General features: G+C 47.9%; 19 protein-coding genes. 16 read left to right on the top strand and 3 right to left on the bottom strand.

Annotated features, from left to right (window positions below):
- Nucleotides 1-129: 129 nt before the first annotated feature.
- The 9 genes from F4X88_09220 (at nt 130) to F4X88_09180 (ending at nt 13,260) form a co-directional block, all read left to right on the top strand.
- Nucleotides 130-945 carry a phytanoyl-CoA dioxygenase family protein gene (locus F4X88_09220; GenBank protein MYA56462.1) on the top strand — a complete coding sequence of 272 codons (816 nt, stop codon included), beginning with the start codon at nt 130-132 and terminating at the stop codon, nt 943-945.
- Nucleotides 946-1,153: 208 nt separating this feature from the next.
- On the top strand, nt 1,154-3,652 hold the full coding sequence (gene sppA, locus F4X88_09215; GenBank protein ID MYA56461.1) for a signal peptide peptidase SppA: 2,499 nt from the start codon (nt 1,154-1,156) through the stop codon (nt 3,650-3,652).
- Nucleotides 3,653-3,759: 107 nt separating this feature from the next.
- A complete protein-coding gene (locus F4X88_09210; GenBank protein MYA56460.1) occupies nt 3,760-4,422 on the top strand; it encodes a protein-L-isoaspartate(D-aspartate) O-methyltransferase in 663 nt (220 codons plus the stop codon).
- 94 nt (nt 4,423-4,516) lie between these two features.
- Nucleotides 4,517-5,428, top strand: coding sequence for a PorV/PorQ family protein (locus F4X88_09205; GenBank protein MYA56459.1), 912 nt, complete (start codon nt 4,517-4,519; stop codon nt 5,426-5,428).
- A 22-nt stretch (nt 5,429-5,450) separates the two neighbouring features.
- Nucleotides 5,451-6,818, top strand: a complete 1,368-nt coding sequence (locus F4X88_09200) for a hypothetical protein (GenBank protein MYA56458.1) — start codon at nt 5,451-5,453, stop codon at nt 6,816-6,818.
- A gap of 199 nt (nt 6,819-7,017) precedes the next feature.
- Nucleotides 7,018-8,061, top strand: coding sequence for a hypothetical protein (locus tag F4X88_09195; GenBank protein ID MYA56457.1), 1,044 nt, complete (start codon nt 7,018-7,020; stop codon nt 8,059-8,061).
- A gap of 178 nt (nt 8,062-8,239) precedes the next feature.
- Nucleotides 8,240-9,385, top strand: coding sequence for a pyridoxal phosphate-dependent aminotransferase (locus F4X88_09190; GenBank protein MYA56456.1), 1,146 nt, complete (start codon nt 8,240-8,242; stop codon nt 9,383-9,385).
- 35 nt (nt 9,386-9,420) lie between these two features.
- Nucleotides 9,421-10,338, top strand: a complete 918-nt coding sequence (locus F4X88_09185; protein ID MYA56455.1) for a homoserine kinase — start codon at nt 9,421-9,423, stop codon at nt 10,336-10,338.
- Between the two features lie 42 nt (nt 10,339-10,380).
- The gene (locus F4X88_09180; GenBank protein ID MYA56454.1) at nt 10,381-13,260 is read left to right on the top strand and encodes a cation-transporting P-type ATPase; all 2,880 of its coding nucleotides are present in this window, start codon (nt 10,381-10,383) and stop codon (nt 13,258-13,260) included.
- 77 nt (nt 13,261-13,337) lie between these two features.
- Here F4X88_09180 and F4X88_09175 read toward each other — a convergent pair whose 3' ends face one another.
- On the bottom strand, nt 13,338-15,347 hold the full coding sequence (locus tag F4X88_09175; protein ID MYA56453.1) for a hypothetical protein: 2,010 nt from the start codon (nt 15,345-15,347) through the stop codon (nt 13,338-13,340).
- Nucleotides 15,348-15,633: 286 nt separating this feature from the next.
- Here F4X88_09175 and uppS point away from each other — a divergent pair, with 286 nt between their 5' ends.
- From uppS to rsgA, 5 genes are all read left to right on the top strand, one after another.
- Nucleotides 15,634-16,437, top strand: a complete 804-nt coding sequence (gene uppS, locus F4X88_09170; GenBank protein MYA56452.1) for a di-trans,poly-cis-decaprenylcistransferase — start codon at nt 15,634-15,636, stop codon at nt 16,435-16,437.
- A 126-nt stretch (nt 16,438-16,563) separates the two neighbouring features.
- Entirely contained in the window at nt 16,564-17,172 is a 609-nt protein-coding gene (locus tag F4X88_09165) for a hypothetical protein (protein ID MYA56451.1), read from the top strand.
- Between the two features lie 34 nt (nt 17,173-17,206).
- Nucleotides 17,207-17,407, top strand: a complete 201-nt coding sequence (locus F4X88_09160) for a hypothetical protein (protein ID MYA56450.1) — start codon at nt 17,207-17,209, stop codon at nt 17,405-17,407.
- A gap of 286 nt (nt 17,408-17,693) precedes the next feature.
- Nucleotides 17,694-18,461 carry a sugar phosphate isomerase/epimerase gene (locus F4X88_09155; protein ID MYA56449.1) on the top strand — a complete coding sequence of 256 codons (768 nt, stop codon included), beginning with the start codon at nt 17,694-17,696 and terminating at the stop codon, nt 18,459-18,461.
- A 7-nt stretch (nt 18,462-18,468) separates the two neighbouring features.
- Nucleotides 18,469-19,443, top strand: a complete 975-nt coding sequence (rsgA, locus tag F4X88_09150) for a ribosome small subunit-dependent GTPase A (GenBank protein MYA56448.1) — start codon at nt 18,469-18,471, stop codon at nt 19,441-19,443.
- A 154-nt stretch (nt 19,444-19,597) separates the two neighbouring features.
- Here the strand turns inward: rsgA and F4X88_09145 are convergent, their stop codons facing one another.
- Both F4X88_09145 and F4X88_09140 read right to left on the bottom strand, forming a co-directional pair.
- Entirely contained in the window at nt 19,598-20,278 is a 681-nt protein-coding gene (locus F4X88_09145; GenBank protein ID MYA56447.1) for an NTP transferase domain-containing protein, read from the bottom strand.
- A 244-nt stretch (nt 20,279-20,522) separates the two neighbouring features.
- Complete coding sequence (locus F4X88_09140) at nt 20,523-21,404, bottom strand: phytanoyl-CoA dioxygenase family protein (GenBank protein MYA56446.1); 882 nt, start codon at nt 21,402-21,404, stop codon at nt 20,523-20,525.
- A gap of 214 nt (nt 21,405-21,618) precedes the next feature.
- On the opposite strand from F4X88_09140, the gene F4X88_09135 reads away from it, so the two are divergent.
- Together F4X88_09135 and F4X88_09130 are read left to right on the top strand one after the other, a co-directional pair.
- The gene (locus F4X88_09135; protein MYA56445.1) at nt 21,619-22,626 is read left to right on the top strand and encodes a zinc-binding alcohol dehydrogenase; all 1,008 of its coding nucleotides are present in this window, start codon (nt 21,619-21,621) and stop codon (nt 22,624-22,626) included.
- A gap of 613 nt (nt 22,627-23,239) precedes the next feature.
- Nucleotides 23,240-25,411, top strand: a complete 2,172-nt coding sequence (locus F4X88_09130) for a hypothetical protein (GenBank protein MYA56444.1) — start codon at nt 23,240-23,242, stop codon at nt 25,409-25,411.
- Nucleotides 25,412-25,487 lie beyond the last annotated feature (76 nt).

The raw sequence follows: 25,487 nt of genomic DNA, 5'->3' as shown, positions 1-25,487 counted from the left end.
TGGGCGCGCTGGGAATAGTCGGACATACTCTTCTATTAAAAATCGTTACCGCCTTGAATGCAGCATGAAATTAGCCAAAAACCTGTGCGTAATGTAATGGAGCACAGCCCAGGAGCAATAGTTAAAAATATGGAATTGACAGAATATCAGGTGAATTTTTTCAATACCTTCGGCTATCTTGCAATACCCGGCATGTTTGCCCCAAGCGAGATGGAATGGATTATCGAAGAATTTGAAATATCAATCCAAGAATGTGGGGGCGGCAAAGATCATGATGGAACACGCCGCACAATGTTCGGGGGCCCGATTGAACATCGGCCTCGCCTCTGCACGTTGCTCGACGATGAACGGGTTAAAGGACTCATTGGGGGTGTGATCGGTAAAGACTTCAACTACGCTGGCGGCGACGGGAACTATTACACCGGCGACACCGGTTGGCATCCGGATGGCAGTTGGGGATGCCTCTTCGCGTGTAAGGTGGCGTTTTACCTCGATCCCTTGACGAAAGACACCGGATGTTTACGTATCATTCCCGGCAGCCAAAACCCCGCACACTTTGTCAGAGCGGAAAAGATTGACCCAAATCAATCAGAGGCGTTATACGGTATCCATCCGCGTGATTTTCCGACCAGCATCGCTTTGGAAAGCACACCCGGTGATGTCGTGATTTTCAACCATGACACCTATCATGCAGCGTTTGGAGGCGGAACCCGACGGCGGATGTTCACGATGAATTGCACGCAACATTGCACGACCGAACCGGATTTAGAAACGCTGCATCAGTACTTAAGCGTCCATTCGGCAGGCGGATATAACATTGAAACGGGCGCGGGAATGTATTTCCCGACAATGGTTGACACTGCAGACACCGAACGACAGACCCATCTCCAGCAATGTAGCGACATTCATGACGAATTGTTTCCGCAATATGCCCGACGCGCATAGGTTTTGGTGTTTCCATTGCAATCCTTACGATTTTGTGGTATTTTATAGGTGTCAGTTTTCGGTTATCAGTTTTATTATAGTAAAGCCCGAAGAAAATATCTGCACACCCCCGGTAGGGGCAGTTTCTAACCGCACGAATCTGGTGTAACAGTAATTACGGATGCTACTATAAAAGTTATCAATTATCAGTTATCAGTGCCATAAAAAAATGGTTCCAGTTTTATTTCGCAAGCATTTAGGGCATATCGGTAGAAATGTTATCTCCGCAGTGTTCATTTGTGGGATAAGCACATTGTGTGTCGCTGCGCCGCCAAAGGCGCGTACCCACTTGCCTTCAAGCTCCATTGCTATGAGCGATGATGCCCTCGCTACCTTCTTTAATCCAGCCGGACTTGCCGCGGGACGCGGCCTGAATTTATACTACCTCCGAACATATCAAAGCGATTGGGCTGGCGACGATGCGTTCTTTCTTGCTGTCCCAGGCGCAGGTTTCGGTATAGAATTCGGCACCGCCGATGCCGATACCGATTTCACGCGCTATACATTTTCGGGGGGGTATCACCTCGGAAGTACACTCTATTGGGGAACGAGTTATAGTTGGATGAATTCGGACAATACGGGATATGACAGATTCCGTTCGCTCTCCATGGGTTTAATGTATCGACGACGTTATTTCTCGATTGGCGCAACGGCACGCGATCTCAATCGTCCTAAATTGCTTGGAGAAAAACTCGGACGTACTTACGATTTAGGGGTAGCACTCCGTCCGGGAACCTGGCGCGCAACGCTCTCAATTGACATGCAGAAAACGCAAGGTATTGAGGGTGTAGAACTCCAGTACGCTTTGGAGGTCCGTCCTATTCGCGAATTCATGCTCCGTGGCACCGTAAATAACGACCTGAGCTTTGATGTGCGTTTCGGTGTAAATATCGGAAATTGGGGATTTGGAACCGGGAACGCCTTTGACAACAATCGAGAAGCATGGTCGGGTGTTGGCTATTTTCATTTTTCCAATGCACCGATAGCCAAACCGCTGCCCCGCCGCAGGACGTTCCTTGACTTACCAATGCGCTCCATCCAACGGGTCCTACCTATCGCAAAATGGGATGACGATGTCGCTGGGGTTCTTGTCCGCATCAACGGAAGTGGTTACGGTATTGCGCAGCTGCAAGAGATGTCAGATGCCATCTTGGATTTTAGGGAGTCTGGCCGTATTGTGCTCTGCTATCTCTCTAATTGTTCCACTGGCGACTATATTGTCGCGTCTGTGTGTGACGGTATTCTGATCCATCCATCTGCTGAGGTCCGGTTAATTGGTATACGCACGGAGCGTTCCTTCTACAAAGGCGCGTTAGACATGCTCGGTATTCGGGCGGATCTTGAGCATTTCGGTGAATATAAATCCGCATCCGAGGCGTTCACTCGGCGCGAAATGTCCGAAGCACACCGCGAGATCCAAAACATCATTTTGGATGACCTCTATGAACAACTCGTAACGGCAATCGGAACCGGACGTGGATGGACGCGTGAAAACGTCAAAGAACGTATCGACGCTGGACCTTACACAGCACGTCAAGCCTTTGCGATTGAACTGGTGGATAGACTCGTCTATGAAGATGAATTGCATGATGTTGTGACTGAACTCACTGATGCCAAAACCGATTTAGTGCCGCTGAGTGGATACCTAAGAAGTGGACTGTCCCCACAAGAGTGGCAGGTGCCAAAACCGAAGATCGCAATCATTAAGGCTGAAGGATTGATGTTGACGGGTGATAGTTTCGTCGATCCCTTAATGGGCACTCAGGTGATGGGAGCGGACACAATTACAGATATTATCAAGTGGGTAAAAGACGACGATTCCATAAAAGCAGTTGTGTTGCGAATTGACAGTGGCGGTGGGCTTGTTGTTGCCGCTGATATTATATGGCGTGAGTTGATAAAACTCAAAGAGGTGAAACCATTCGTGGTGTCAATGGGGAATGTGGCGGCATCAGGTGGGTATTACATCGCTGCGCCCGCGAACGTGATCGTTGCTGAACCTGGAACAATTACGGGGTCTATCGGCGTTGTTGGCGGTAAGTATAGTTTCAAAGGGCTTTATGAAAAACTCGGCATCCGTAAAGAGATCCTCAAACGGGGAGAGCACGCTGATTTTTACACAGATTACGGGGACTATCCACTTGCTGAAAAAGCGATCGTCCAGAAACAGATTAAAGAGATTTATGGCGATTTCGTTAAAAAGGTGGCGCTCGGGCGGACCGAACTCACAGTCGAGGATGTAGATAGACTGGGGCGAGGACGCATCTGGTCAGGTAGACAAGCAAAGGAGAATGGACTTGTGGACGAGTTGGGTGGTTTAAGCCTCGCTATCGCAATCGCGCGAGAGCACGCAGAATTGGGTGGAAAATCAGTTGAGGTCGTCGAATTTCCGAAAAAGACATGGATGTCACAACTACTCAACAACCTCGGACTTCCGTTAATCTCGTTATTGCGGGAGGGGTTTGTAACCCCGAATTCCTTTAAGAACAGTGTTCCACAGGTCTCCTCTGTAGGAAACTTGCGCACGGAGGATAAAGATGTGGAGACTGAGTCTCGGCTGCAGTTTATTACACAGTACGGTGGCTTGAGCACCACCGCGAGACTCCTAAATATAATCAGGAAACATCGATTATTTCTGCTCATGCCTTATCATATAAGTGTGGAATAGGCGTCAGCTGTCAGTTATCGGTTATCAGTTAAACGAACATCTCTTGACTGAAAACTGAAAGGATTTTTGAAAAAAATCTGTACTGACGACTGACCACTACTAAAAAGATGCTCTTCGCCAAGAACTACACGACACTACGTCGCAAAATGGTTCGAAATCAGATTGAAGCGCGTGGCATCCACAATCCGCGAGTCCTCGCTGTTATGCGGAAGGTGGAGCGGCATCTGTTTGTAAAACCGCAGTATCTGAATGTGGCATATCAGGATGGGGCGTTACCGATCGATTGTGATCAAACGATCTCGCAACCCTATATCGTGGCATTGATGACGGATTTGCTTCAGCTCACCCTAACTTCAAAAGTTCTTGAGATCGGAACGGGGTGTGGCTATCAAACAGCGGTGCTGGCAGAATTGGCGAGAGAGGTTTATTCCGTTGAGATTATACCCGGACTGGTCAAAAGTGCGAAAGCGCGATTAGAGGCACTCGACTATCGGAACGTTCATCTCAAAAAAGGAGATGGGTATTACGGTTGGCAAGAACACGCCCCTTATGATGCTGTGCTTGTCGCGGCAGCACCTCCGAACGTGCCGAAGCGACTCATTCAGCAACTCAAACCCGGCGGTAGGATGGTAATCCCTGTCGGCGGTTCCGAGCAAAATCTCCTTTTAATTCAAAAAGGACGCCAAACCGATGAGAATTCAGGATTATCTCTCGAAACCACTGAGATTATTCCTGTCCGTTTTGTCCCGATGATAGGTGGACTGAATTAAAGTGGGAGGGGTTTGTAACCCCGAATTCCATTGAATTGATACGAGGAAAATTAGAAAATTGAAGCATATATTCTGTCTAATGTTGCTTATTGTATTGCTTTTTCCTGCGGTCGCCGCTGCTACATTCAATAATATTGGTGTCGGCGCGAGACCGTTAGGTTTAGGCGGAGCGTTTGTCGCACTTGCCGATGATAGTAACGCTGCGGATTACAACGCCGCAGGATTGGGTTATATTAATGATATACACTTCAGTGTGACACACGCACAACGCTTTAATGGACTTATCACTTACAACACTGCCAGTGGCATTCTCCCATTCGGGAGGTTGGGGGCAATTGGCGCCAGTCTCGGTGTTTTAGCAGAGGACTCCGAAGTGTATCGTGAGCAGACGTTGCGCCTCTCTTATGGAAATGCGCTTTTCAAACAATTCGCAATCGGTGCGAATCTAAAACTCTTCGGCACTGCTTTTGACGAGGCAAACGAATTCGTCGCAGAGAATCCATATTTCGTCAATACCTCCAGTTCAGCCGTTTCTTTTGATCTCGGCGTAATCGCAAAACCTTTTCAGAGTCTGAGTCTTGGGGCATCCATAGAGAACTTGCTCCCTGCGGATATGAGCATATCCGACACCCAAACAGATCCAGTGCCGTTAAACATTCGGGCGGGTTTGGCGTACAAACTTGCGTCCATCGCGGAGATGAGTGCACAAGGTGCCGCAGTCAGCAACTTGTTAAGAGGCAGTCTTGGGAGTTTTCAGGTAGCGTCTCGCAATGGCGAAATTTATATACGCACAGGCATAGAAGTCTGGTTGAACAGATCCGTTGCTGTTCGTGGCGGTTATGGTGTGAAAAGCGGGAGCAGTTCAGCAACGACCCTAAGTTTCGGTGGAAGTGCTAAACTTCCAATCAGTGGGACTGCCCTCCAGATCGATTATGGGTTTCAACTGCTCAGTGGAAATTTTCAAAACAATACAACACAGCGGTTCTCTCTGAATCTGTTACTCTAAGGACTGACAACTCTTAACAAAAATGAAAAACACATTTATTGCTTTGATATTTATCGGTAGCCTGCTCTTGGTTTCTGCTAACGGTTATGGAGCAGTGACCTCCGTTGGAGAAATTAACGTCGTAGGGCAAAAGGAAGGCATTGTGCCTGCAAGTTCAACCGTGCCCTTGCTCGTGACGCTTGTAATTGACCGGTCGTTGGCGGAGCCAGGTGAAGAAATTAAAACGATTGAAATCACAATGCCACGAGGTTTTCTGACCGAATCCTCCTTTTTCAGAGGTATCTCGCGGGATGGTAACCAAATTGTAGCAAGGGCTGTCGTCTCAGGCGGAAGTGTGCTACGCGTTGAACTCGCAGATGCTATCGTTGATTTTCAGAACTCACTCTATGAAATTACCTTTGAGTGTCAGACACCCAATACACTGATCCCTGAGGCTGTTTTCAGAGCGCGGCTTCGCAACCTTCAAGACGGTCCCATCGGTGAATTCATCCGACCCGGGCAGGCAGACGGAAAACTCAACAACGACGATTTTACCTTACAGGTTATTCCGAATGTGCCGCCCGATCCAGTTATAGGTTTCACCGCTGAAGCCGATAAAACCGGAGAAAACGATGTGACCCTCCGTTGGCAGAAATCAACGGATTCAGATGTCAACGGTTATCTCATTTACAGAGACAAGGACGATTCTACGATTCAGGTCGAAAACCGATCCTCGACGACGTTTCGCGATGTAAACGTTTCTCCCGGAAACCATACCTATCAGATTACCGCTTACAAAACGCTTTTCTTGCAGTCGGAACGCTCACCGATACAAACAGTAAATGTATCACCGGATACGGCTGCACCGGAGCCACCAACGATGCTTAGCATTATCCCTTCAAGCGATGGGGTCGAGGTGTTGTGGAAACCGAGCGTCAGTCGTGATGTAACAACCTACCGAATTACCGAGGGACTTACCACGCTTACAGAAATCAATGAGTTAAAAACAGAATATAAATTTATTGACGACCGCCAGCTACCTATAGGGAGTTTTACTTATGCGGTCATCGCTATTGACGAGGCAAATAACGAATCCATCCCCTTGGAAAAAAGGCTTCGTATTTTTGACAAACCCTATCCGAATCCTTTTACACCGCTTTCTCCAGACGAAGACTTCAATCGGGTTGTCTTCCCTGCGCGCACATTGGAAGAGGCTTCAGGTGAATTCACAGTTCTCATCTTTGACATTGACGGAATGCTCGTTAAGTCTTTGAACGCACTACCGGGTGAAACGGAGCTGATTTGGGATGGACACGACGAATCTGGTGAGATCGTGGAAAGCGGCATTTACGTCTACCAACTTCAGGTGGGAGAGAGTTTTAAAACCGGAACTTTAATCGTTGCGAAGTAGGTTTCTTAATTTACCTTTTTCAACGTTTCAGTCCCTTGGGTGCTTGGGAAAAATTTGTTGACTTAATTTCTAATTCAAGGTTATATTATAATTTTATTAGCGGGTCGTTGACTTGCTAAGCTGCATCACGCTCTGTGAGGCAAGTTTTTGGGGATATGCAAGCTTCACCCAAAACAATCTGCTATTAACATATATTTTTATGAAAAAAGGAGATAGAATAAAAATGAACAGGCTTGAGTCACGCCTACTGACGGGAATAATACTGCTCGCGACCCTCGGTATTTTAGGAACCGTTCTACCGGCGTTAGGGAATTGGAGCATTTTACAAGAACGTGATCCAGAAGTTCGGGATTACATGTCAATCACTTTCACGGGCAAGAGTACGGGTTGGGTGGTCGGTGCCGCCTCCTTTGAAGACTTTGAAAATCCAGGTTTCATCGGATATACGATGGATGGTGGTAAATCGTGGCAAAAATCGGAAATCAAAATCCCTGCCGATTTAGCAGAAGTGTACTTCCTCGATGATAAATATGGTTGGGCTGTCGGCGCAAACGGGACCATAGTCGGGACCGATAATGGTAGAGACTGGGAACTGCAAACCAGTAAGGTCGGTAACGGACTTAAAGGCATCTATTTTGTGAATAAAGAGGCCGGGTACGCAGTAGGAGAAAGTGACACCATCCTTTCTACGAAAAATGGCGGGCGCTCATGGAAAGTGCTTCAAGGGGGGCAACTCGGGGCAGTTGGCGATGATGACGCAAATATGTACAACGCCATTCAATTTCTTGATGAGCAGACCGGATGGGTTGCCGGGGTCCGCGTGAGTCCGAGTACACAGGGGCAACATGCCTTGATTCAGAAAACAACGGATGGTGCACAGACGTGGGTCACACAAGAAACCAACAGAGAGGATATCCTTGAAGACATCTTTTTCCTTGATGCGTCAATGGGGTGGGCTGTTGGTGAAAATGGTGTAATTCTTCATACCAGTGACGGCGGCGAATCATGGACAGATCAAACCAGTGGCACAGAAGAAACACTACGAAGTGTTGGGTTCGCAGATGAGAAGAACGGTTGGGCTGTTGGTGGCGACTTCGGCGTTGGTGCCATCCTACGCACCAGTGATGGTGGTGATACTTGGGAACTGGAAAATTCCAAGGAAAAATTAGTCAAAGTTTTTGTGCTTGACGGACAAAACGTGTGGATAGCGAGTTCCACCGGAGCTATAATGCAAGCAAAGTAATAGGTGTCAGTACGGATTTTTTCTCAAAAAATCCTTTTCAGTCATCGGCCTTCAGTTAAGGTTTTGTGGTGATTACAGTAACTTTACGGTTTCCGCGCCACATCTCTCTAACTGAAAACTGAAAACTGAAAACCATTAGCGAGGTATAATTTTGGAAGTATCCACATTCGCAACGCGGATGAGTCGATTAGGAACGGAATCCGCATTTGAAGTCTTAGCTAAAGCCAAACAGTTAGAGGCACAGGGCAAAGACATTATTCACTTGGAAATAGGACAGCCAGATTTTCCAACACCGATTAATATTATTGAGGCAGCATACAAAGCGATGAAGGACGGGCATACCGGCTACTGCCCGTCTGCTGGTGTGCCGGAGTTTCGTGAGGTTGTCGCACAACATATAACGGAAACGCGCGGTGTTAACATACACCCTGACGAAGTCACAGTGACACCGGGCGCGAAACCTATTATTTTCTTCACTATTTTAGCGTTAATTGATGAGGGGGATGAGGTTATCTATCCTGAACCGGGGTTCCCCGTCTACGAATCTGTTATCGACTTCATCGGCGGAAAAGCCGTCCCGTTACCCCTTCGTGAAGAGGTGGATTTCCGATTCAGGCTTGACGATCTTGAAGCTGCGATCTCTGATCGAACGAAACTCCTGATTCTCAACTCACCGCAAAATCCTACAGGGGGCACGTTAACCGCTGAAGACCTGGACGCAATCGCAGAACTCGCACAGAAACACAATTTTTATGTGTTGACAGACGAAGTCTATTCACGTATTCTCTATGAAGGTAAACACCACAGCGTTCTCAGTCTGCCCGGTATGAAGGAACGGACAATTCTGATCGAAGGGCATTCTAAAACTTACGCAATGACAGGATGGCGGTTGGGATACGGTATTGCTCCCCAAGCAATCGCTGATAAAATCACCCAGCTAACTATTAATTCCAATTCCTGTACTGCTACCTTCACACAACTCGCTGGGATAGAGGCACTGACAGGGCAACAAGCCTCTGTTACACAGATGGTTTCGGAATTTCAGAAGCGACGTGACGCAATTGTAGATGGGCTGAATGCCATTGAAGGGATCAGTTGTATCAAACCGCTCGGTGCCTTCTATGTCTTTCCTAACGTTACGCAACTGCCACTTTCATGTGAAGCACTCGCTGATTATCTCATGGAGGAAGCGGATATCGCCCTGTTGCCCGGGACCTCTTTCGGCAAATATGGTGATGGTTACCTGCGTCTTTCGTATGCCAATTCGTTAGATAATATCCAAGAGGCATTAGGCAGAATGGAAACTGCAATCTCACGGTTGTAGCGAGGAGTTATCAGTTATCGAAGGTGTAATTAAAAATGCCTCCTACTTTTAACCGAAAAGTTACCGCACGGATCCCGGCAAGCACAACGAATCTGGGACCCGGATTCGACGTGTTAGGGCTTGCCCTCCAACTCTATAGCACTGTTACGTTAGAACCTTCTGAAACCGGGACTGAAGTGATTGTCAGCGGCGTAGATGCGGATAAAATACCCAGTACGCCGGCGCATGTCGCGTTTCAAGCCGTAGAACTCGTTTTCCATCGAAGTGGGACGAAACGTCCGAAAGGCTTCAGATTGCAGATAGAAAATGGGATACCTGCAATTCGGGGTCTCGGCGGCAGTGGAACAGCCATTCTTGGAGGGTTGCTTACTGCAAATGCCCTCTGCGACACTCCATTTTCTGACACGGAACTGCTCAACTTTGCGACTGAACTGGAAGGGCATCCCGATAACGTCGCTGCCTCACTGTATGGCGGGCTTGTCGTTTCAGCACAGGAGGGTGATCAGGTGCATACTGTTCGATTAGAATGTCCGTCCCTCCTGTCGATTGTATTGGCGATTCCTGATTTTCCACTCTCAACGGAGCAAGCACGCGGGGTTTTACCGAAATCAGTAGATTTCGCAGATGCAATCTATAATACAAGCCGGAGCACACTGCTAATCGCCAGTATTGCTACAAGACAATTTGAAATGTTGCGTGTGGCAATGAAGGATAGGTTGCATCAACCTTACCGCACTTCACTAATTCCAGGATTTGATGATGTGGCAGAAGCCGCTACCGCTGCTGGCGCACTTAGCGTTACATTGAGCGGGGCAGGACCAACGATCGCAGCCTATTGTCTGGAGCACACAGAACGGGTTGCTGAGAAAATGCAAGCCGCCTTTGAAAAGCACCAGATCGCGTCTGATATTAAAATTTTGAAGCCGGATGCTCACGGAGCAAGCGTTTTTTAAACCCACCTGACCGAACCGCAAGGAACAATTAAAAGTTAAAATATGTCAAATTTTTATGCGGAAAACATTGCATCAATACTGAATAAATTCAACTCCAACATGGAGCAGGGACTGAGTGCCGAAGCCTTTCAGAAGGCGAAAGCACAGCACGGTAAAAACGAGGGGGCCCCAGAGAAGGACGCTTTTCCTTTTGCAGCATTTCTTAAAGCGTTGTTCACGTGGCGTGTGATTGTTTTGGGAGTCGCCACAGTCATCCTCGGTGTTTCCCTGACCAACGGGACGAGCAGTGTTACACTTCAGGCAGTCAGCGTTGTTGGAGCAGTTCTGGTTATTCATGCCGTGTCCGCATACACGATGGAATATCGCATTCGCAGCCGTGATACCACCCATAATAGGCTTATGGTGCATAGTATCAAGGTGATTCGACAAGGGAAATTAGATGAGTGTGCCCCAGAGGACATCGTGCCTGGGGATCTACTGCCTTTCAGCGCGGGGGACTATGTACCTGCTGATGCCAGGATCATTGAATCAGAAGGTCTTATGATTGATGAGTCCGGACTTTTTGGAACTGAGGAACCTGTACAAAAGGTGGCGATAGATGTTCAAGATAGTGCTTTACCACCTCAAAGACAAAAAAATATGGCGTTCGGCGGGACGTATGTTGTAGCAGGGCATGGACTCGCAATCGTTGTGCAGACAGGGAAGCAATTGGAAATATGGAAACAACGTCCGGATGCACGTCCAACGCTCGTCTCGCATACCCTCGCAGAGGGTGAGATAAAAGGTTTATATACAGTTATAAAAGTTATCGGCATGGTTGTGGGAGGAGTGGCTGTCGCAATCGCATGGTGGTTCGAATATCAGAATCGTGCAACCAATTGGCAATCTCTCATCCATTTAGGGATGCTATTTGCCGTCGCATCTGCCCCGCAAGATGTGATTCAACTGCTCCGTTTATTCTTTTCTAAACACGCCCAAAGATTGTTGCAGAAAGGAGTTGTGCTACGGAATTCACGTAGCCTTGAAAAACTAAGTCGCATTACCACTTTTTTGGCGAATGAAAATGGGCTTTCCACCACACGCTCCCTAACAATTTCAAGCCTTTTCGTTGATGAACAATTGGTGGATGCCAAAACATGGAAGGATTGGTTAAATTCTCTCAAGGCGCTTACCCCCGCAGAGCGACAAAACGCGATTGAGACACTGGCACCCGGCGGAAAAATTCCGCAAGGGGCCCCGCACTTAGTGTTCACAGCAGGACTCGGGACTTCTGATGGACAGGATACAGACAGTGTTAACCTCCTTAACACGCAGGCAACTTCAGAAGTTATGTCTTCCGGCAGGGGGATATCGCCCAAGATCGCCATCCAAAGGGATGTGAAGAAACTCGGCTACCAACTGAAAAATGTCAGGACTCGACTTCCCTTGGTGAATACGTATCCTGGCACGCGTAACTATCCCTATCAAATGCAAGTCTTCGAGTCAGCACCCGAGGATTATCTTAATATCATCTTTGGAGATGCCCGAACAGTGCTTGACACTTGCGGTTATGTACTCGTTAATGGCGAAGCAATACCCCTATCGGACGATAGGCACGAAATGTATCATGAAATTATAGACTATCTGATGAGTACGAAATCGCATGTCTATGGCGTAGCCTATCATTCCTCTGATGTTATGCTGAAGCCGCAGGAAATGGAGTACAATCTTATCTTTTTAGGATTTATCAGTTTTTCTGCTAGCAATGATGAACGGACGAAGACGATCCTGAAGTCCAGCCTTGATACTGGACTTAAAATTATCCTCATCACTGAAAGCGAGGAGCAAGAGACGGTCGATCTTGCGAAGGATCTTGGGCTTGTCCATAACCGAAAAGCCGTCGTGTCAAGAGAGGAACTTGAGAAGGTCTCGCGTGAACAACTCGATGCTGAAACAGCAAAGTGGATCGCTTATTCGCAACCGACGTGGTATCAGCGTCGGAATATCGTCCTCAGTTTAAAACGTCAAAGCCATGCAGTCGGATTTCTGGGGCAAAATAGGGAAGACCTCCGAGCAATGACCGTTGCGGATATTACACTTGCGAGTAAGGGTGATGCATCGCATGTTGTCCAAGCCCCAGCCGATGGACTCATTAACAAGGAAGGGTTTCAGGCTGTAAAAGATGTGCTGCTGCATGCTCGCGAGGCTTACCATAACGCTGCCGGTTTTCTACGATGGAACTTTTCTTGTACACTCTCCCTACTTCTCACACTCTCTTTTGGGACGGTTCTCCACTATCTCTATAAGATGCCGATGCCATTGACGTTAACACAGATAATTTGGACCCAATTTCTCCTGACCCTATTACCATCATTCGTTATAGGCACAGAACGGATATTTGCTGATGCCAACGATACCAACCGGCATCACCGGCCAACGCGGTTTTCGAGGTCGCGCTTCCTTTCAAAAACGACAGGTATAGACATCGTTTGCCGTGCTGTGACTATTAGTCTGATGACAATCATCCCCTTCTTCTTTATTCTCTGGCGTTCCCCTATAGCATCCGATACATTCGGTGTTTCAACATTAATGAGGGATGTCCTTTCCGTCGGAGATATGACAGATCCAAATGCTTTAGGTATTGCGACCGCGCGAACAGCAGCGTGTACCACCCTTATTTTCACGCAGCTGGCTACATGTTGGCAAGCTTTACGGTATCCATGGGAATCGCTGGTTCAAAGGGTCTTCGCGAACTTTCGTCTCATCATTATTTCACTTGTTATTATAGCACTCCATTTGGCGACGCTCTATATTGAACCTGTAGCGCAATTTTTAGGAATGGCACCCCTCAAATGGGAATGGCAGTGGACACTCCTATTTAGTCTAACATTGCTGCTATTGCCGCTGAATTTGGCAGTAGGTTCGCGATCTGACAACTTTTAAAGGATTGTCAGTCCGGGTGGCTACGCAGCCCTTTCAGTTTTCGGTTAAAAAGGTTTGGTTAAATCAGATCCCTTTTACTACACCCAAAATCCATAAGTCGGAATGCCGGCGATAATCCCTAAGATTGTCCAGAGACTCCCGACCGTAAACTCCCCCAAAATTAACCCTAAGAAAAAGGGAGCTATCTTGCGATGCCGGACGACACCGCCATACTGAAGAATAAGCCACTTGATTAACCAACTCATGAAAAGGCAGCTCCACGTAACATTCATCCCCCAACTCGTAGAGATAGCGAAACCTGCGGGATGAAAGGGCCACCATACGAATCGCATCCGAAAGAACATTAACACTGTTGTTAAGAGGAACCCCAGACCCATAAATCCGCTTTCAGGGATGAGTGTCTCTTCTGGGGCTTGCAACCATCCCGCAAGCCGACGATACGGCTCTATGCCAAAGGCACTGAGAGAGGGCCAATAGGCGCGGACCTCCATGCCGAGGCGATACCCGCGGTCGATTAACGCCCAAAATCCTGCTAACGATCCTAAAATAGTCGCAAGCGTTAAGGCGAAAATGATACGGTTCATCGTCATGTTTGTCCGTTCCATGATCTTGAAACCTTCGAGCTGGTGCGGCATTGGATGGCTTCGATGCGCACGATTGATAAACCAAAACATCGAAAACATAATGAGGTTGTCTCTCCCCAAACGCCTTGTTCCGACAGTCCGACTCAAAATCTCATCAGGACCGGAGTAGTGAAGATCATGCACAGGCGTGCCTAATTCGGCGCGCATTCGCGTAATAGCAATGGAGATCATATAATAAATAACGAAGAATGCAAACATCACCCAAATTTCAGCACCCCCATAGTAGCAAAAAAGTACAAGGAATGCCATTACTGCGATAAGACCGATCGTCGCGCCGCGATATGACATCGGTTCTTGCCGGGTGTCCTCCGAAATCCTTCCAAATCCAAAGACTGTTTTGGCAACGTCCAAAAGGTGTTTGCGGCTTGCCCAGATAGCTAAAGCACACAAAGCGAGGTAGCCACCTGATGCCTGCTCGTTCATGTACGGAAAGCGAGGCAGACTCCGTAATCCAAGGGCAGCACCGAGGACACGCATGAAACGCCAATACCAGAAGAAGAACCAACACGAGAAGGAGAGATCAAGAGGAATAAAGAAACCGAGTCCGATCGCGAACGGATACAATGAAAACGGAATTCTCCCCATAGCGTTCCACGGGCTCTCCGTAAAAATTTGGAAACTTCGCACACGGGTTCGTAGCTCAGGTAGGATCGGGTACAGAAAGTTGACACCATTCCAGAAAGCAAGCGCACCAGCAATGCCAAAACCGAGCCACATCAATTTATTCTGAAAGAGGCGATTCCGTGGTGTTTCTGTCAATTGGAGCGGGAGTTGGATGATCGGATAACTTAATTTCTCGTGTTCGATCCATTGTTTACGAACAATTATATTGATGCAAAGCATTCCGAAAATCAACACAGTAATAAAGGCAGTCCACCAGAGGACCGGCGTTGCCCAGCCAAGCAATGTGTCAACTGTGTAAAGCGGGAGTTCACCCTCATAATAGCCGTGTAGAAGGGACGGGTCGCTAATGGTGAGCCACTTTGGCAGGAAGGGGACAAACAACTGTTGCCATTCGTTTTCCGGGGTAGCAAAACGGAAGGCATGCCCTAACATCGGTACCAAAATCTCAAGCATATCGTGACCAGTAATTCCCGAAGCAATGGAAAGCATCAGGTAAACAATGACTAACTCGCTTTGTGCCAATGCTAAACTCGGGATGAAACGGCGCAACAGGGCGTTCATGCCGATAATCAGGAATAGACTGAAGATCACATTAAAAAAGAGGGAAATCGTCACAGGATGACCTGAATACCGAATAACCTCCATCTCAATAACCCAGTAGCAGTTAATCGGTATTAGAATAACAGCAATAAGAATAGATTTGAGTGTGACACCGTGGGCGGGAATTTGTGATAATGTTAGCGAATTTTTAATTATTCCTTGCGGTTCGTTGAGGCGGGTTTGATGAATGAAGTGCCTTTCCGTAAAACCGCCCTCCACTTCGTTACGGGCTGCGCGTCAGTGATTAGGAGTTTGCACATAAATATACTGCAAGTTTGAGAGTAGATGGATACGTATTGTTTTAGGGATCCCTACAGACACCCGACTGCCATCTGTGAATATTTCCCAATAAATTTATCACACTTTCTTCAACATGTCAACTTTAAAATCTCTGTTGATTATAGACTTTTCTAAATAACGCTTCTGTGGTATAATAAATGTCGCAATATGGGAGACCTAAACAGGTTGTGCCTACATTGCATCTGTAACGACTCAGGATATGTATATGAACCCATTCCACTATATTAAAAATAGAGTTGAAAGATTTTTTTACAGGGCTTATCAGAGGCGTTTGGAATCCGAAGCCAATGCATGGAATATCCCACGCCATATCGGTGTAATTTTAGACGGAAATCGTCGCTATGCGAAAGCCAGTGGACTTGAGGATGTCATTGAAGGGCATCATGAAGGTGCGGACAAACTCGAAGAGGTACTCCATTGGTGTGACGAACTCGGCGTTGAAATTTTCTCTATCTGGATTTTCTCTCTTGATAATTTCAAACGCGCCGCACATGAAGTTGAAGGAATTCTTGGGCTGATTGAAGGGAAAATGCGGGAGCTTGTCACTATTAAGGGACTCCATACGAACCGGATCAAAGTGCGTGCGATGGGACAGATAGAACTCTTACCCAGTAGCCTGCAAGAAGCAATTCGGGAGGCAGAGGAGGCAACGCAACATTACGACAAATTTATCTTAAATGTCGCTGTCGCTTATGGCGGGCGAGAGGAAATTATTGAAGCGTTTCGGGGGCACCTCAAAGCCGAGGGTGAGAGTGGTAAACCTATTCACCAGATCGCAGACGAACTCACAGTGGATAAGATTACACCCTATCTTTACACCTCAAACCTTCCTGATCCTGAGTTAATTATTCGCACCAGCGGAGAGGTGCGGTTATCGGGGTTTTTGCTGTGGCAGAGCGTCTACTCGGAATTCTATTTCTGCGATACGTACTGGCCCTCGTTTCGGAAGATTGATTTTCTCCGGGCGTTGCGTGCGTATAGCCAACGAAAACGACGATTTGGGAAATAGGAGTAGGGGACCTTAGACGTTATAATAGTTTCTAAAACTTCCAAATTCATTCTGGGGAGACGGACTCACTTGAGTGAATTAGACCACAGCGTTATGGTAGATTTTAGAATTACCGGAGTTTCAAAGATGTCCACTACAGAAGATTTTGAGGGACTTCAGCGTCGTATTGAAGAATTGGAACGTAGGCTCGCTGAAGCCGAATCCAAGCCCGTTTTAAAATGCACTGAACTCCATATTGTTGATACAGAAGGAGAATCTGTGATTACGCTCTCCGTGAATGAAGAAGGCTCTGGTGAGATCCGAGTTGGAAGCGTTAACGGCATGAGTGGTGTTTACATTTGTGGCGAAGACGATAAAGGCGGTGGGTTTCTTGAAGTTTTCAAGCAGTTCACAGAAATCTTGGACCCCTGTATTTTGCCGCGCAAAGATGTTGTCTGCTTAGGAATCGAGGCTGAAGACTTGGGCGGTGGGGGCACGTTAAACACCCGAAGAAATTATAATTATAGTGTGGAACTCGGTTCACATTATGGATACGGAGGTTTTGTTTCCGTAAATGGCGAACAGGATGGTGCGGGGCGTGTCCTGTTGGGTGTCACGAGAGAAACAGATGAAGGCATTATCCTTCTCAGAACCCCCGGAGCGGATGATCCTGAAAATGACGATATGAAGACACTCACAAAAATAGGGAATGGTGAACCTCCCCGTGGTAGAGCTCACCCGAATACCAAAGAATAGACACCTCACAAAAATAGGGAAAGGGAAAACCTTCATGAAAAAATTTCGTATCTTCCTGTCCATCACACTTTTTTCTCTCGCTATTGGTATGAGCGTGATGGTGGCAGAAAAGCGAATCCGTTCTATAAGTGATCATACCTCTTGTGAATGTCACTCCACTGAAACGCTCAAGCGGCAGACGCGGACCGTCGACCCCTCTGTGTCAACGCCAGAAAACACCTGCGGATGCTCGTGAGAAAGAAACGGATACCGCACCGACACCTAGTATTGCATCAAGATTGAGTTTATGATGAGTAGGTCGGGTAGAGCGTCAGCGAAACCCGACAGCTCCAGGTATTCTTCATGGAATCCGAAAGCTAACTCTTACTTTATCAGAGCAATACTGCCAATTGGACGATTTATAGTCTTCAGAAACAATTAGAAGGACAAGCGGACGAGTAAAATACCTTAATTGTTGTTAAAGGTGTTTTACATTCATTTATTCCTATGCTTTAAGTACACTGATAAGGGGATGTGAACACATGAGATTTGGGGTCTGTACAGGTTTGGAGAATGTCAATCGGCTCGCGGAAGTCGGATATGACTATATTGAATTAGGCGTGCGTCCGGGGTTGATGCCTGAGGCAGATGAGACTGAATTCCAGAAAATTCGTCAACAGGTAGCGAAGGCACCCTTAAAGCCGGAATCCTATTCGGGGTTCATTCCGGGTGACTTGCGCGTCGTAGGCGATGTCGTCGATTTTTCGCGTTTATCGCGGTATGTGGAGACTGCATGTCGGAGAGGCAATGAAATTGGCGGTGAAGTTATCGTCTACGGCAGCAGCGGTTCCCGTAGTATAGAGGAAGGCTATTCGCGCGAACGTGCATTGGCGCAAATTGCTGAGTTCCTGGATATGGCGGCGGATCACGCCGAAACGCATAACATGACGATTGTTATTGAACCAATTTGTTGGCGAGAAGGAAACATCCTTCGGACCGTCGCAGATGGACTCGCTATGGCAAAACGAGTGAATCGTCCCGGTGTCAAGGCGTTGGCCGACCTCTATCATATCCACCAGGAAGAAGAACCGATGCAAAACACCATCGACGCTGCTGAGTGGCTCGCGCACGTTCACATAGCGGAACCTGTTAAACGTTCCTATCCCGGAAACGACGATTTCGATTTCACAGATTTCTTCACGGCACTCCAAAAAGCGGGCTATGACGGTCGCGTCTCATGCGAGTGCAAGTTTGACAATTTTGACGAAGATGTTGAGGTAGCTTTAAAGACCATGAAAACGTATATCTGAGGAATGAATATTTCCACACTTTTGGGAGGTGGGATCTATCCTTACACGCGAACAAGGCAGAGTCATCCGGGCGCGGACAGGGTTTTATGATGTCCAATACAATGATATTATCCTGCGCTGCACACTCCGTGGCACCCTCAAACGGAGACACCGTTCTGAAACCGGACGCAGACTGTATGCCGATCCAGTTGCTGTGGGTGATTGGGTCCTTTTCACGCAACTTGATATGGAGGAGGGAGTGGTAGAGGATATTCTGCCGCGTCAGACAAAATTCTCGCGGCAGTACGCTGGAAAACACGGGGACATTGAACAGGTTATCGTTGCGAATGCACATCAAATCGTAGCCGTTGTCTCCACGCTGATGCCGCCCCTTAACTTTCGGACACTCGATAGATTCCTTATCTTGGCGGAAGCCGGCGACATGGAAGCCGTGGTATGTCTCAACAAAATGGACTTAGTGGATGCGGCACAACGGACGGAACTCGAAACGACCTTTGCCGTTTATGAGAAATTGGGGTACCGGGTCATCTATACCAGTATCAATGTTCCTGAGAGCCTGGACGCACTCCAAAATGTGCTGAGTGATAAATTTAGTGTTATTGTCGGTGCATCTGGTGTCGGCAAATCCAGCCTACTGAACGCACTTCAACCGAGTTTAGACTTGCGGACAGGTGAAGTCGGTATCAGAACCCAGAAGGGACGGCATACAACGACCCTTGTCGAACTCTTTCCCTTAGACCTCGGGGGTGAAGTCGCCGACACGCCCGGTATACGGGAAGTCGGATTGTGGGGGATAGATACAGAGAATTTAGAGTACTATTTCCCAGAAATGGAACCGTATCTCGGCACCTGCAAATACAACGATTGTGCCCACGTTGCGGAACCCGATTGTGCTGTTCAGGATGCCGTTGAAGCCGGTGAAATACATGCAGAACGGTATCGGAGTTATGTCGTCTTGCGAACAGAGGGAACAGACGGGTAGCAGTCGACAAAAAATTGTCAGTAAAGAGGGATATAGGTTAAAGATCAGGTAGCTTGGAACGCGTAGCGGTTGGGTCGCCCAACCCGTACAGAAAGCGGATCTACGGAAAGAAGCGTCAAAGTGCTAAACTCACCTGATCGAACCGCAAGGAAAATTAAAAATGTTCACGGGCGTGAGCCAGCCGCTCTGGAACACCGATATCGATCCAGTCGGCATCCGTTTCTAAAGTATAGAGATTGGAAACGGATGGAAAAACGTCTCGTTCCATAGAGAAGTTTTCTCGGTCGCTTGGAAACGTGTCAGCAATGCTTCGATCGAAAAGATATACCCCACTGTTGATATACCCAGCACAACGGGTAGACTGTTTCTCACGAAACGCCTGAATTTTTCCCTCACCGTCCGATACAATCTCGCCGTAGGGACGGATGTCCGGGACATGCACACTTAACAGCACCCCTGCCATCCCTTGCTCAAATCGAACCAACATTTCCCGTAGCGAAAAGTTAGCGATCAGAATATCGCCGTTTAGGACAAAAAAGGGCGATGTATCGATCTGCTGCATCGCATGCTGAATCGCGCCGCCAGTACCGAGTCGCTTTTCCTCTTTGGCATAACGGATACACATCCCAGCGTAAGCGTCTCCTACCCGCCCATAAAGCACATCGTGAAGGTGTCCCGACGCGAGGATGACCGAGGTGACACCTACATCTCTCAGCAATTGGATTTGCCATTCCAATACTGTTTTCCCAGCGATCTCCAGCAGAATCTTCGGCAGTGTTTTCGCTGTCTCACCGAGCCGCGTGGCGAGACCGCCGCACAGAATAATCGCTTCCATTCTTTAATTTTTCCTTGCGGTTCGATCAAGTGGGTTAATGATTTCACGTGCTTTTGCGTATATCCGCCTGCGCCGTTGTTGCAGGCTACAATTACTGTTAAACCTATACAATCTAAATAACAGGCTGGTTCGTGGTCGTGCGATTTATCGCACGTTCAGAAATGACCGAATTAAATCCTGAATCCTCATATAGATTGTGCTACAATTTTCCGATAACCGATAATCGACTGCCAACCGCTGATGGTTATACCGACCTATGTCCTGCGAAGCCGCGTGGGTTTTCAAAAGCATCTGTCCACAAATCGCACCATTCTTGGTGTTCAGATAGGACAGTTTCGGGATTTTTACGACTCCGGACGATGAAGTCTGGATGCGCCGTGCGTCCCGTATGATGTCCTGTGGTCTGATAACGTAAATCCAGCGACCAACGGCACCGATCGGACGTGTTCGGTTGCGAGCGATGTGGGGTGAAGCGGCTCAATAAGATAACATCACCACGATAACATTCCAACATAAGCGGTTCAACATCCGGCATCAACTCCGGTTTGATCATCGTCCCGCCCTCTTTTTGGTGGCTCAGATAGCCTTTGTCTTCAGTAATACCCGGCAACGCTTCAAGACATCCCATCTCTATTGTGCTGTCCCCCAGTGGAAGCCAACATGTGATGATGGCGGATCCCTCCGCTTCTGGCATCATCACACCAGCATCTTGGTGCCACGGCACACCCCCTGCCCAACTCGCATTCCCGTCTATAACGGGCGGTTTCGCACGTAGATGCTGAATCGGATTACACGTAATTTCGGGACCCACAATACCTTCAACGACATCTAAAAGGTTGTCGTTCTTCAGGAATTCAAAGATGGCTTTGCCACGGTAGTGCATGATGTCCAAGCCACTCACCATCTCGTTGGATTGTGCTAACAACTTACCGAACCGTTTATCAAAGGGGTCATCTTCATGCAAGTCTTCGATTTTACCTTCCTGCTTTAAGGCAAGGGCGCGTTCCGAAATCCAATCTGAAATCTCGTCAATCACCGGCTGGAGGTCTTCGTCAGTCAAGACATTTTTGGCGATTAGAACACCTTGTGTCCAGAAGGTTTCGCACTGCTCTGGCGTGAGTCTCATAAAAAATCTCTCCCTACCGCAAGGAATAATTATAGTAAAGTTTAGAATTAAAAAGACATTTTAACGCTCCGACATGCCTGCCTCACCTCGTAGGGGCGAGGTCCCCTCGCCCGCTGTCAAATGTCCCATTAATTATGGGTTTTACTATAAAAATATAAAAAGTTTGGCAAATATGATACCATAATGGAAAAAATTCAACAAGGAGCATTACGGCATGAAAGGAAAACGGATTGTGATGCCAGCGAAACGTTCAGCAACGCTGGAGGATTTTGAACTTGATGAGACACTCACGCCGAACCAAATTCTGTTAAAAACGCACTACAGTTTGATTAGTCCCGGCACCGAAGGCGCAGGGTATACTGGACTCGAAAGTGGAACACAGTTCCCACACGGCTCCGGCTATACGTCGATCGGCGAAGTCCGCAAAGTTGGTGAAAATGTGACCAAATGTGCCGTCGGAGACCTCGCCTTCTGCTATGGTCCACACGCCTCTATCGCCAAAACCGAGTCAGTCCTTTTAGCGTTTAAACCGCCTTTAGACATAGACGAGAAATTGGTTCCGTTCGTCCGAATGGCGACAGTCGCAATGACCTCTCTACGGGTATCTTCCGCCGAATTCGGGGATACCGTTGCGGTTATCGGTTTGGGATTGGTCGGCAACTCTGCCTCGCAACTTTTCAATCTGGCAGGCATGAAAGTTATCAGCATCGAGCGGGTGCCGCGTCGACTTGAAATCGCTCGGCAGTGCGGTATCCAACACCTGATTAATCCAGATGAAGAAGATGCGCTGGAACGGGTTATAGATTTGACAAACGGCGAGAAAGCCGCGGTCACTGTCGAAGCGATCGGAAACCCACGACTCGTCGAAACAGCATATCAGTTGACCGGCAGACAGGGAGAGGTCATCTTACTCGGTTCGCCGCGCGGTGAATACGTCACAGATGCAACCGCCATTTTAAACTACAGCCACAGTGTCGGTTTGGGCGCGATTACGCTCAGAAGTGCACATGAGTGGGTCTACCCGACGATGCACTCTGGCGAGTCGAAACATTCACTTGAACGCAACTCGCGCTTGGTCTATTCACTGATGTGTGAGGGCAAGTTCAAGGCGCAAGAATTGCTGACGCATGTCATTGACCCGGAGGTATCCGCACAATCTGCCTACGATGGATTGGCGGATCGCAAAGATGAATACTTGGGTGTGATTATGGACTGGACGTAGTGTTTGTGCGGGAGTTTACAGTCGCGCAATTCATTGCGCTTGGGGTCTGTTCTGAGAAGGCAGGGAAATCAATTTTTACTTTTTTGCCGAAAAAAGTTTGACATTTTTTGCGATTTCAGATAGACTCACCTAAACCGGCACACCATCTGGCGGTTTATGGCTGCTTTGATATTCCTGAGTGGTGCTCTCTTCCTGTTTACGTATAATAATGGAGCGGTCTCAGAGTCCCAAGCCACCTATTGCTGTGATGGTGAGGCAAAGGCAGTTTCCTCTGCCGTTGACAGCAGCTCGGATTTCGGAGGTGGTATCCCTGCGGATACTACAGTTACTGACGACTGTTGTGGTGGAAAGGATAATCCCCTTCCGGCAAGCAGTTTCAGCAACAGTACACCTACATGTCCAACTGGTGGAAATGGTTGTAGTTACCCTAGCACCTGTCAAGAATGCAAAAATAATTCAGTATGTAGTGGTGGTGCTGGTTGTACAGAGAAATAGACGTTTCATGTGAAACGAGAGCATCCGATGTTAATTTCGAGTGAAGGTATTTACGTAGCTGTTAACATTCGTCTATAAGGCATGGGACGCTCTCGTTTTCCAAGAGAAATGGTTTCAGATGAAAAATCAAATCTCGCAAATTCAGAAACAATGTGTAGATATAAACAAAGATGTTGCAACATGGAGGTTACCTAACGGAGCAATTGCCCGATTGGGGCGAGGAAGCGTGAACGACCTGGCCATTTCGCAAGATAGGAAATATTTTGCAGTTGGAACCGATATAGGGGTGTGGGTATATGACTACTCGATGCTAGTGCCTATCGCGTTGTGGGACACGGAACGCGGGATGGTTACCACTGTGGATTTTTCCCCTAATGAAAGCCGTTGGCTTGTCACTGGCAATGCGGATGGTATCCTCAAGGTATGGGATCTTCATCGCGGAATACGCGTTTCCAGAATGAAATATTCGGAAGGGAAAAGTGACGAGTGGCGTGACGGAATTTCACGGGTTGCCTTTTCTGGGGACGGTCAGTACATTGCTGCTTCGGTGACATCAATGGGTGTCATTTACATCTGGCATTCGGAAACGGGTGAACAGATCTCCCGATGTTCCGCCACTCCAGATATAAAGATTAAATGGCGTGGATTGCGGCGACCCCTCTGTTTTTCCGATGATGGGTGCTTTTTGGCATGCGCTAGTCCGGCTGACGCAGCGGGCACCGTTGATTGCATCTCAGTGTGGCACGTAACAACAGGTGAACACGTCGCTTCTTTCAACGGAAATACGGCACAAGTCCTTTTCCTTACCTTCTCTCCTTGTGGAAGGTATCTTGCCGCTGGTGATATGTCTGGCATCTTACGAGAGTGGTGTGTCACCACCGGCAACCAGACACGCGTATTTTCCAAATATGCTGAGAAGTATTGGATGGTTCCGTCTTATTTACCCTCGGGCGCGCTGCGTGCTGCTGGGGTGGGTAAAACTGACACCGCTGCAACTTTTGTGTGGGATGTGGAACGCCATGAAAAATTAAAAACCTTCAAACTACCTGCTTCCATCGGTAGCATCCGGTTTTCAAAAGGCACTTCTTTGGCTTTCGCGCGTGCAGCAGAGATTAACTTGTGGGATGTGGATATGCCACACGCTGTTGCCGTTGTTTCTACAGAAATTTCCTTTCCAGCGTGTGTCACATTTTCGCCAGATGGTGAAACACTCCTAACTGCTGGCACGGGACCTGTCACTTGTTGGGATGTGCTTTCCAAAAAACAATCCCGGCGGTTGATATCCCGTGTGACGACAAAGACCCCTGTCAATACAGAAACGAAAGTCCATTCTGTCTATATTTCCCCTTCTGGAAATGTAGACGCATTGGGCAGTGCTCGGAACATGCTTTACGTGTGGAATCTTGAAACGCATCAAACAATTGATTGGTCCGCTCTACTCCAGGAGTCTGTACCCTTCGCGGCAAGGCCTGGGGAGCAAGGCGCGGATCTAGATAGTAGATTATATGTGTGGGATAGGCAAGGTAATCACCATACGCTCATTGGGCACACTGCACACGAAGAGTATGTGCAGGCGGCTGTGTTCTCGCCTACAGGCGAAAAATGGGCAAGTGGAGACTACGATGGCAAGTTATATGTGTGGGATAGACATGGAAACCAGCGGAATGCTCTCATTGGACACACTGCTACTATTAAGGCACTCGCGTTTGCCCCGGATGGTAAACGCCTCGTGAGTGCTTCAAATGATGAAACGGTTCGGGTATGGAATGTCGCATCCGGTGCGGAACTGATCTCACTCTCCTTAACCCAGTTAAACCCAGAACGCTATAATGGTGATCTGTATCACAAACAAGAGTTCATAGAGCAGCAGCGTGAAAGGCGCGAGCGAGGAGATAAACCTGCGCGTCCTGAAATCGGGGCACTTGCTTTTTCCCCTCGTGGTGATATCATTGCGGGTGGGCTATATGGCGAAATTCGGTTATGGGATGCGAAGACTTATGAAGTGCTCAGAGCGATATTACCGCCCTTAACGTGTCGGAGGCAGTTTGCCTTGGCATTTTCACCATGTGGATACTTCCTCGCTTCTGGTGCTTGGTGGGATGGTACAGAGAAAGTGTCCATCCGGTTGTGGGAGGTGGCAACGGGTGAGAATATCGTCACTTTCTGGGGGCACTCCACTGACGTTCAGGACATTGCCTTTTCACCAGATGGCACGCTTCTCGCCAGCGGTAGTTTTGATGGCACTGTTCTCTTGTGGGACGTGACACTGTATCTACACCATAAAAGGTAAATCGGGACTTACACAATGCGCGATGAATTGTGAGAGTAGAGGTTGGGTTACCCAACCCCTAAGAACCATACCGTTT

Source organism: Candidatus Poribacteria bacterium (genome assembly GCA_009839745.1).
Classification (GTDB): Bacteria; Poribacteria; WGA-4E; order WGA-4E; family WGA-3G; genus WGA-3G.
This window is presented reverse-complemented; position numbering and strand designations above follow the sequence as displayed.

What these genes read in the sequence shown, in the direction of transcription:
- F4X88_09220 (MYA56462.1), top strand. Translation starts at nt 130, where the DNA reads ATGGAATTGACAGAATATCAGGTGAATTTTTTCAATACCTTCGGCTAT.
- sppA (MYA56461.1), top strand. Translation starts at nt 1,154, where the DNA reads ATGGTTCCAGTTTTATTTCGCAAGCATTTAGGGCATATCGGTAGAAAT.
- F4X88_09185 (MYA56455.1), top strand. Translation starts at nt 9,421, where the DNA reads ATGCCTCCTACTTTTAACCGAAAAGTTACCGCACGGATCCCGGCAAGC.
- F4X88_09140 (MYA56446.1), bottom strand. Translation starts at nt 21,404, where the DNA reads ATGAGACTCACGCCAGAGCAGTGCGAAACCTTCTGGACACAAGGTGTT.
- F4X88_09195 (MYA56457.1), top strand. Translation starts at nt 7,018, where the DNA reads ATGAAAAAAGGAGATAGAATAAAAATGAACAGGCTTGAGTCACGCCTA.
- F4X88_09180 (MYA56454.1), top strand. Translation starts at nt 10,381, where the DNA reads ATGTCAAATTTTTATGCGGAAAACATTGCATCAATACTGAATAAATTC.
- F4X88_09165 (MYA56451.1), top strand. Translation starts at nt 16,564, where the DNA reads ATGTCCACTACAGAAGATTTTGAGGGACTTCAGCGTCGTATTGAAGAA.
- F4X88_09145 (MYA56447.1), bottom strand. Translation starts at nt 20,278, where the DNA reads ATGGAAGCGATTATTCTGTGCGGCGGTCTCGCCACGCGGCTCGGTGAG.
- F4X88_09155 (MYA56449.1), top strand. Translation starts at nt 17,694, where the DNA reads ATGAGATTTGGGGTCTGTACAGGTTTGGAGAATGTCAATCGGCTCGCG.
- F4X88_09210 (MYA56460.1), top strand. Translation starts at nt 3,760, where the DNA reads ATGCTCTTCGCCAAGAACTACACGACACTACGTCGCAAAATGGTTCGA.
- F4X88_09190 (MYA56456.1), top strand. Translation starts at nt 8,240, where the DNA reads ATGAGTCGATTAGGAACGGAATCCGCATTTGAAGTCTTAGCTAAAGCC.
- F4X88_09130 (MYA56444.1), top strand. Translation starts at nt 23,240, where the DNA reads ATGAAAAATCAAATCTCGCAAATTCAGAAACAATGTGTAGATATAAAC.
- F4X88_09135 (MYA56445.1), top strand. Translation starts at nt 21,619, where the DNA reads ATGAAAGGAAAACGGATTGTGATGCCAGCGAAACGTTCAGCAACGCTG.
- F4X88_09160 (MYA56450.1), top strand. Translation starts at nt 17,207, where the DNA reads ATGAAAAAATTTCGTATCTTCCTGTCCATCACACTTTTTTCTCTCGCT.
- uppS (MYA56452.1), top strand. Translation starts at nt 15,634, where the DNA reads ATGAACCCATTCCACTATATTAAAAATAGAGTTGAAAGATTTTTTTAC.
- F4X88_09200 (MYA56458.1), top strand. Translation starts at nt 5,451, where the DNA reads ATGAAAAACACATTTATTGCTTTGATATTTATCGGTAGCCTGCTCTTG.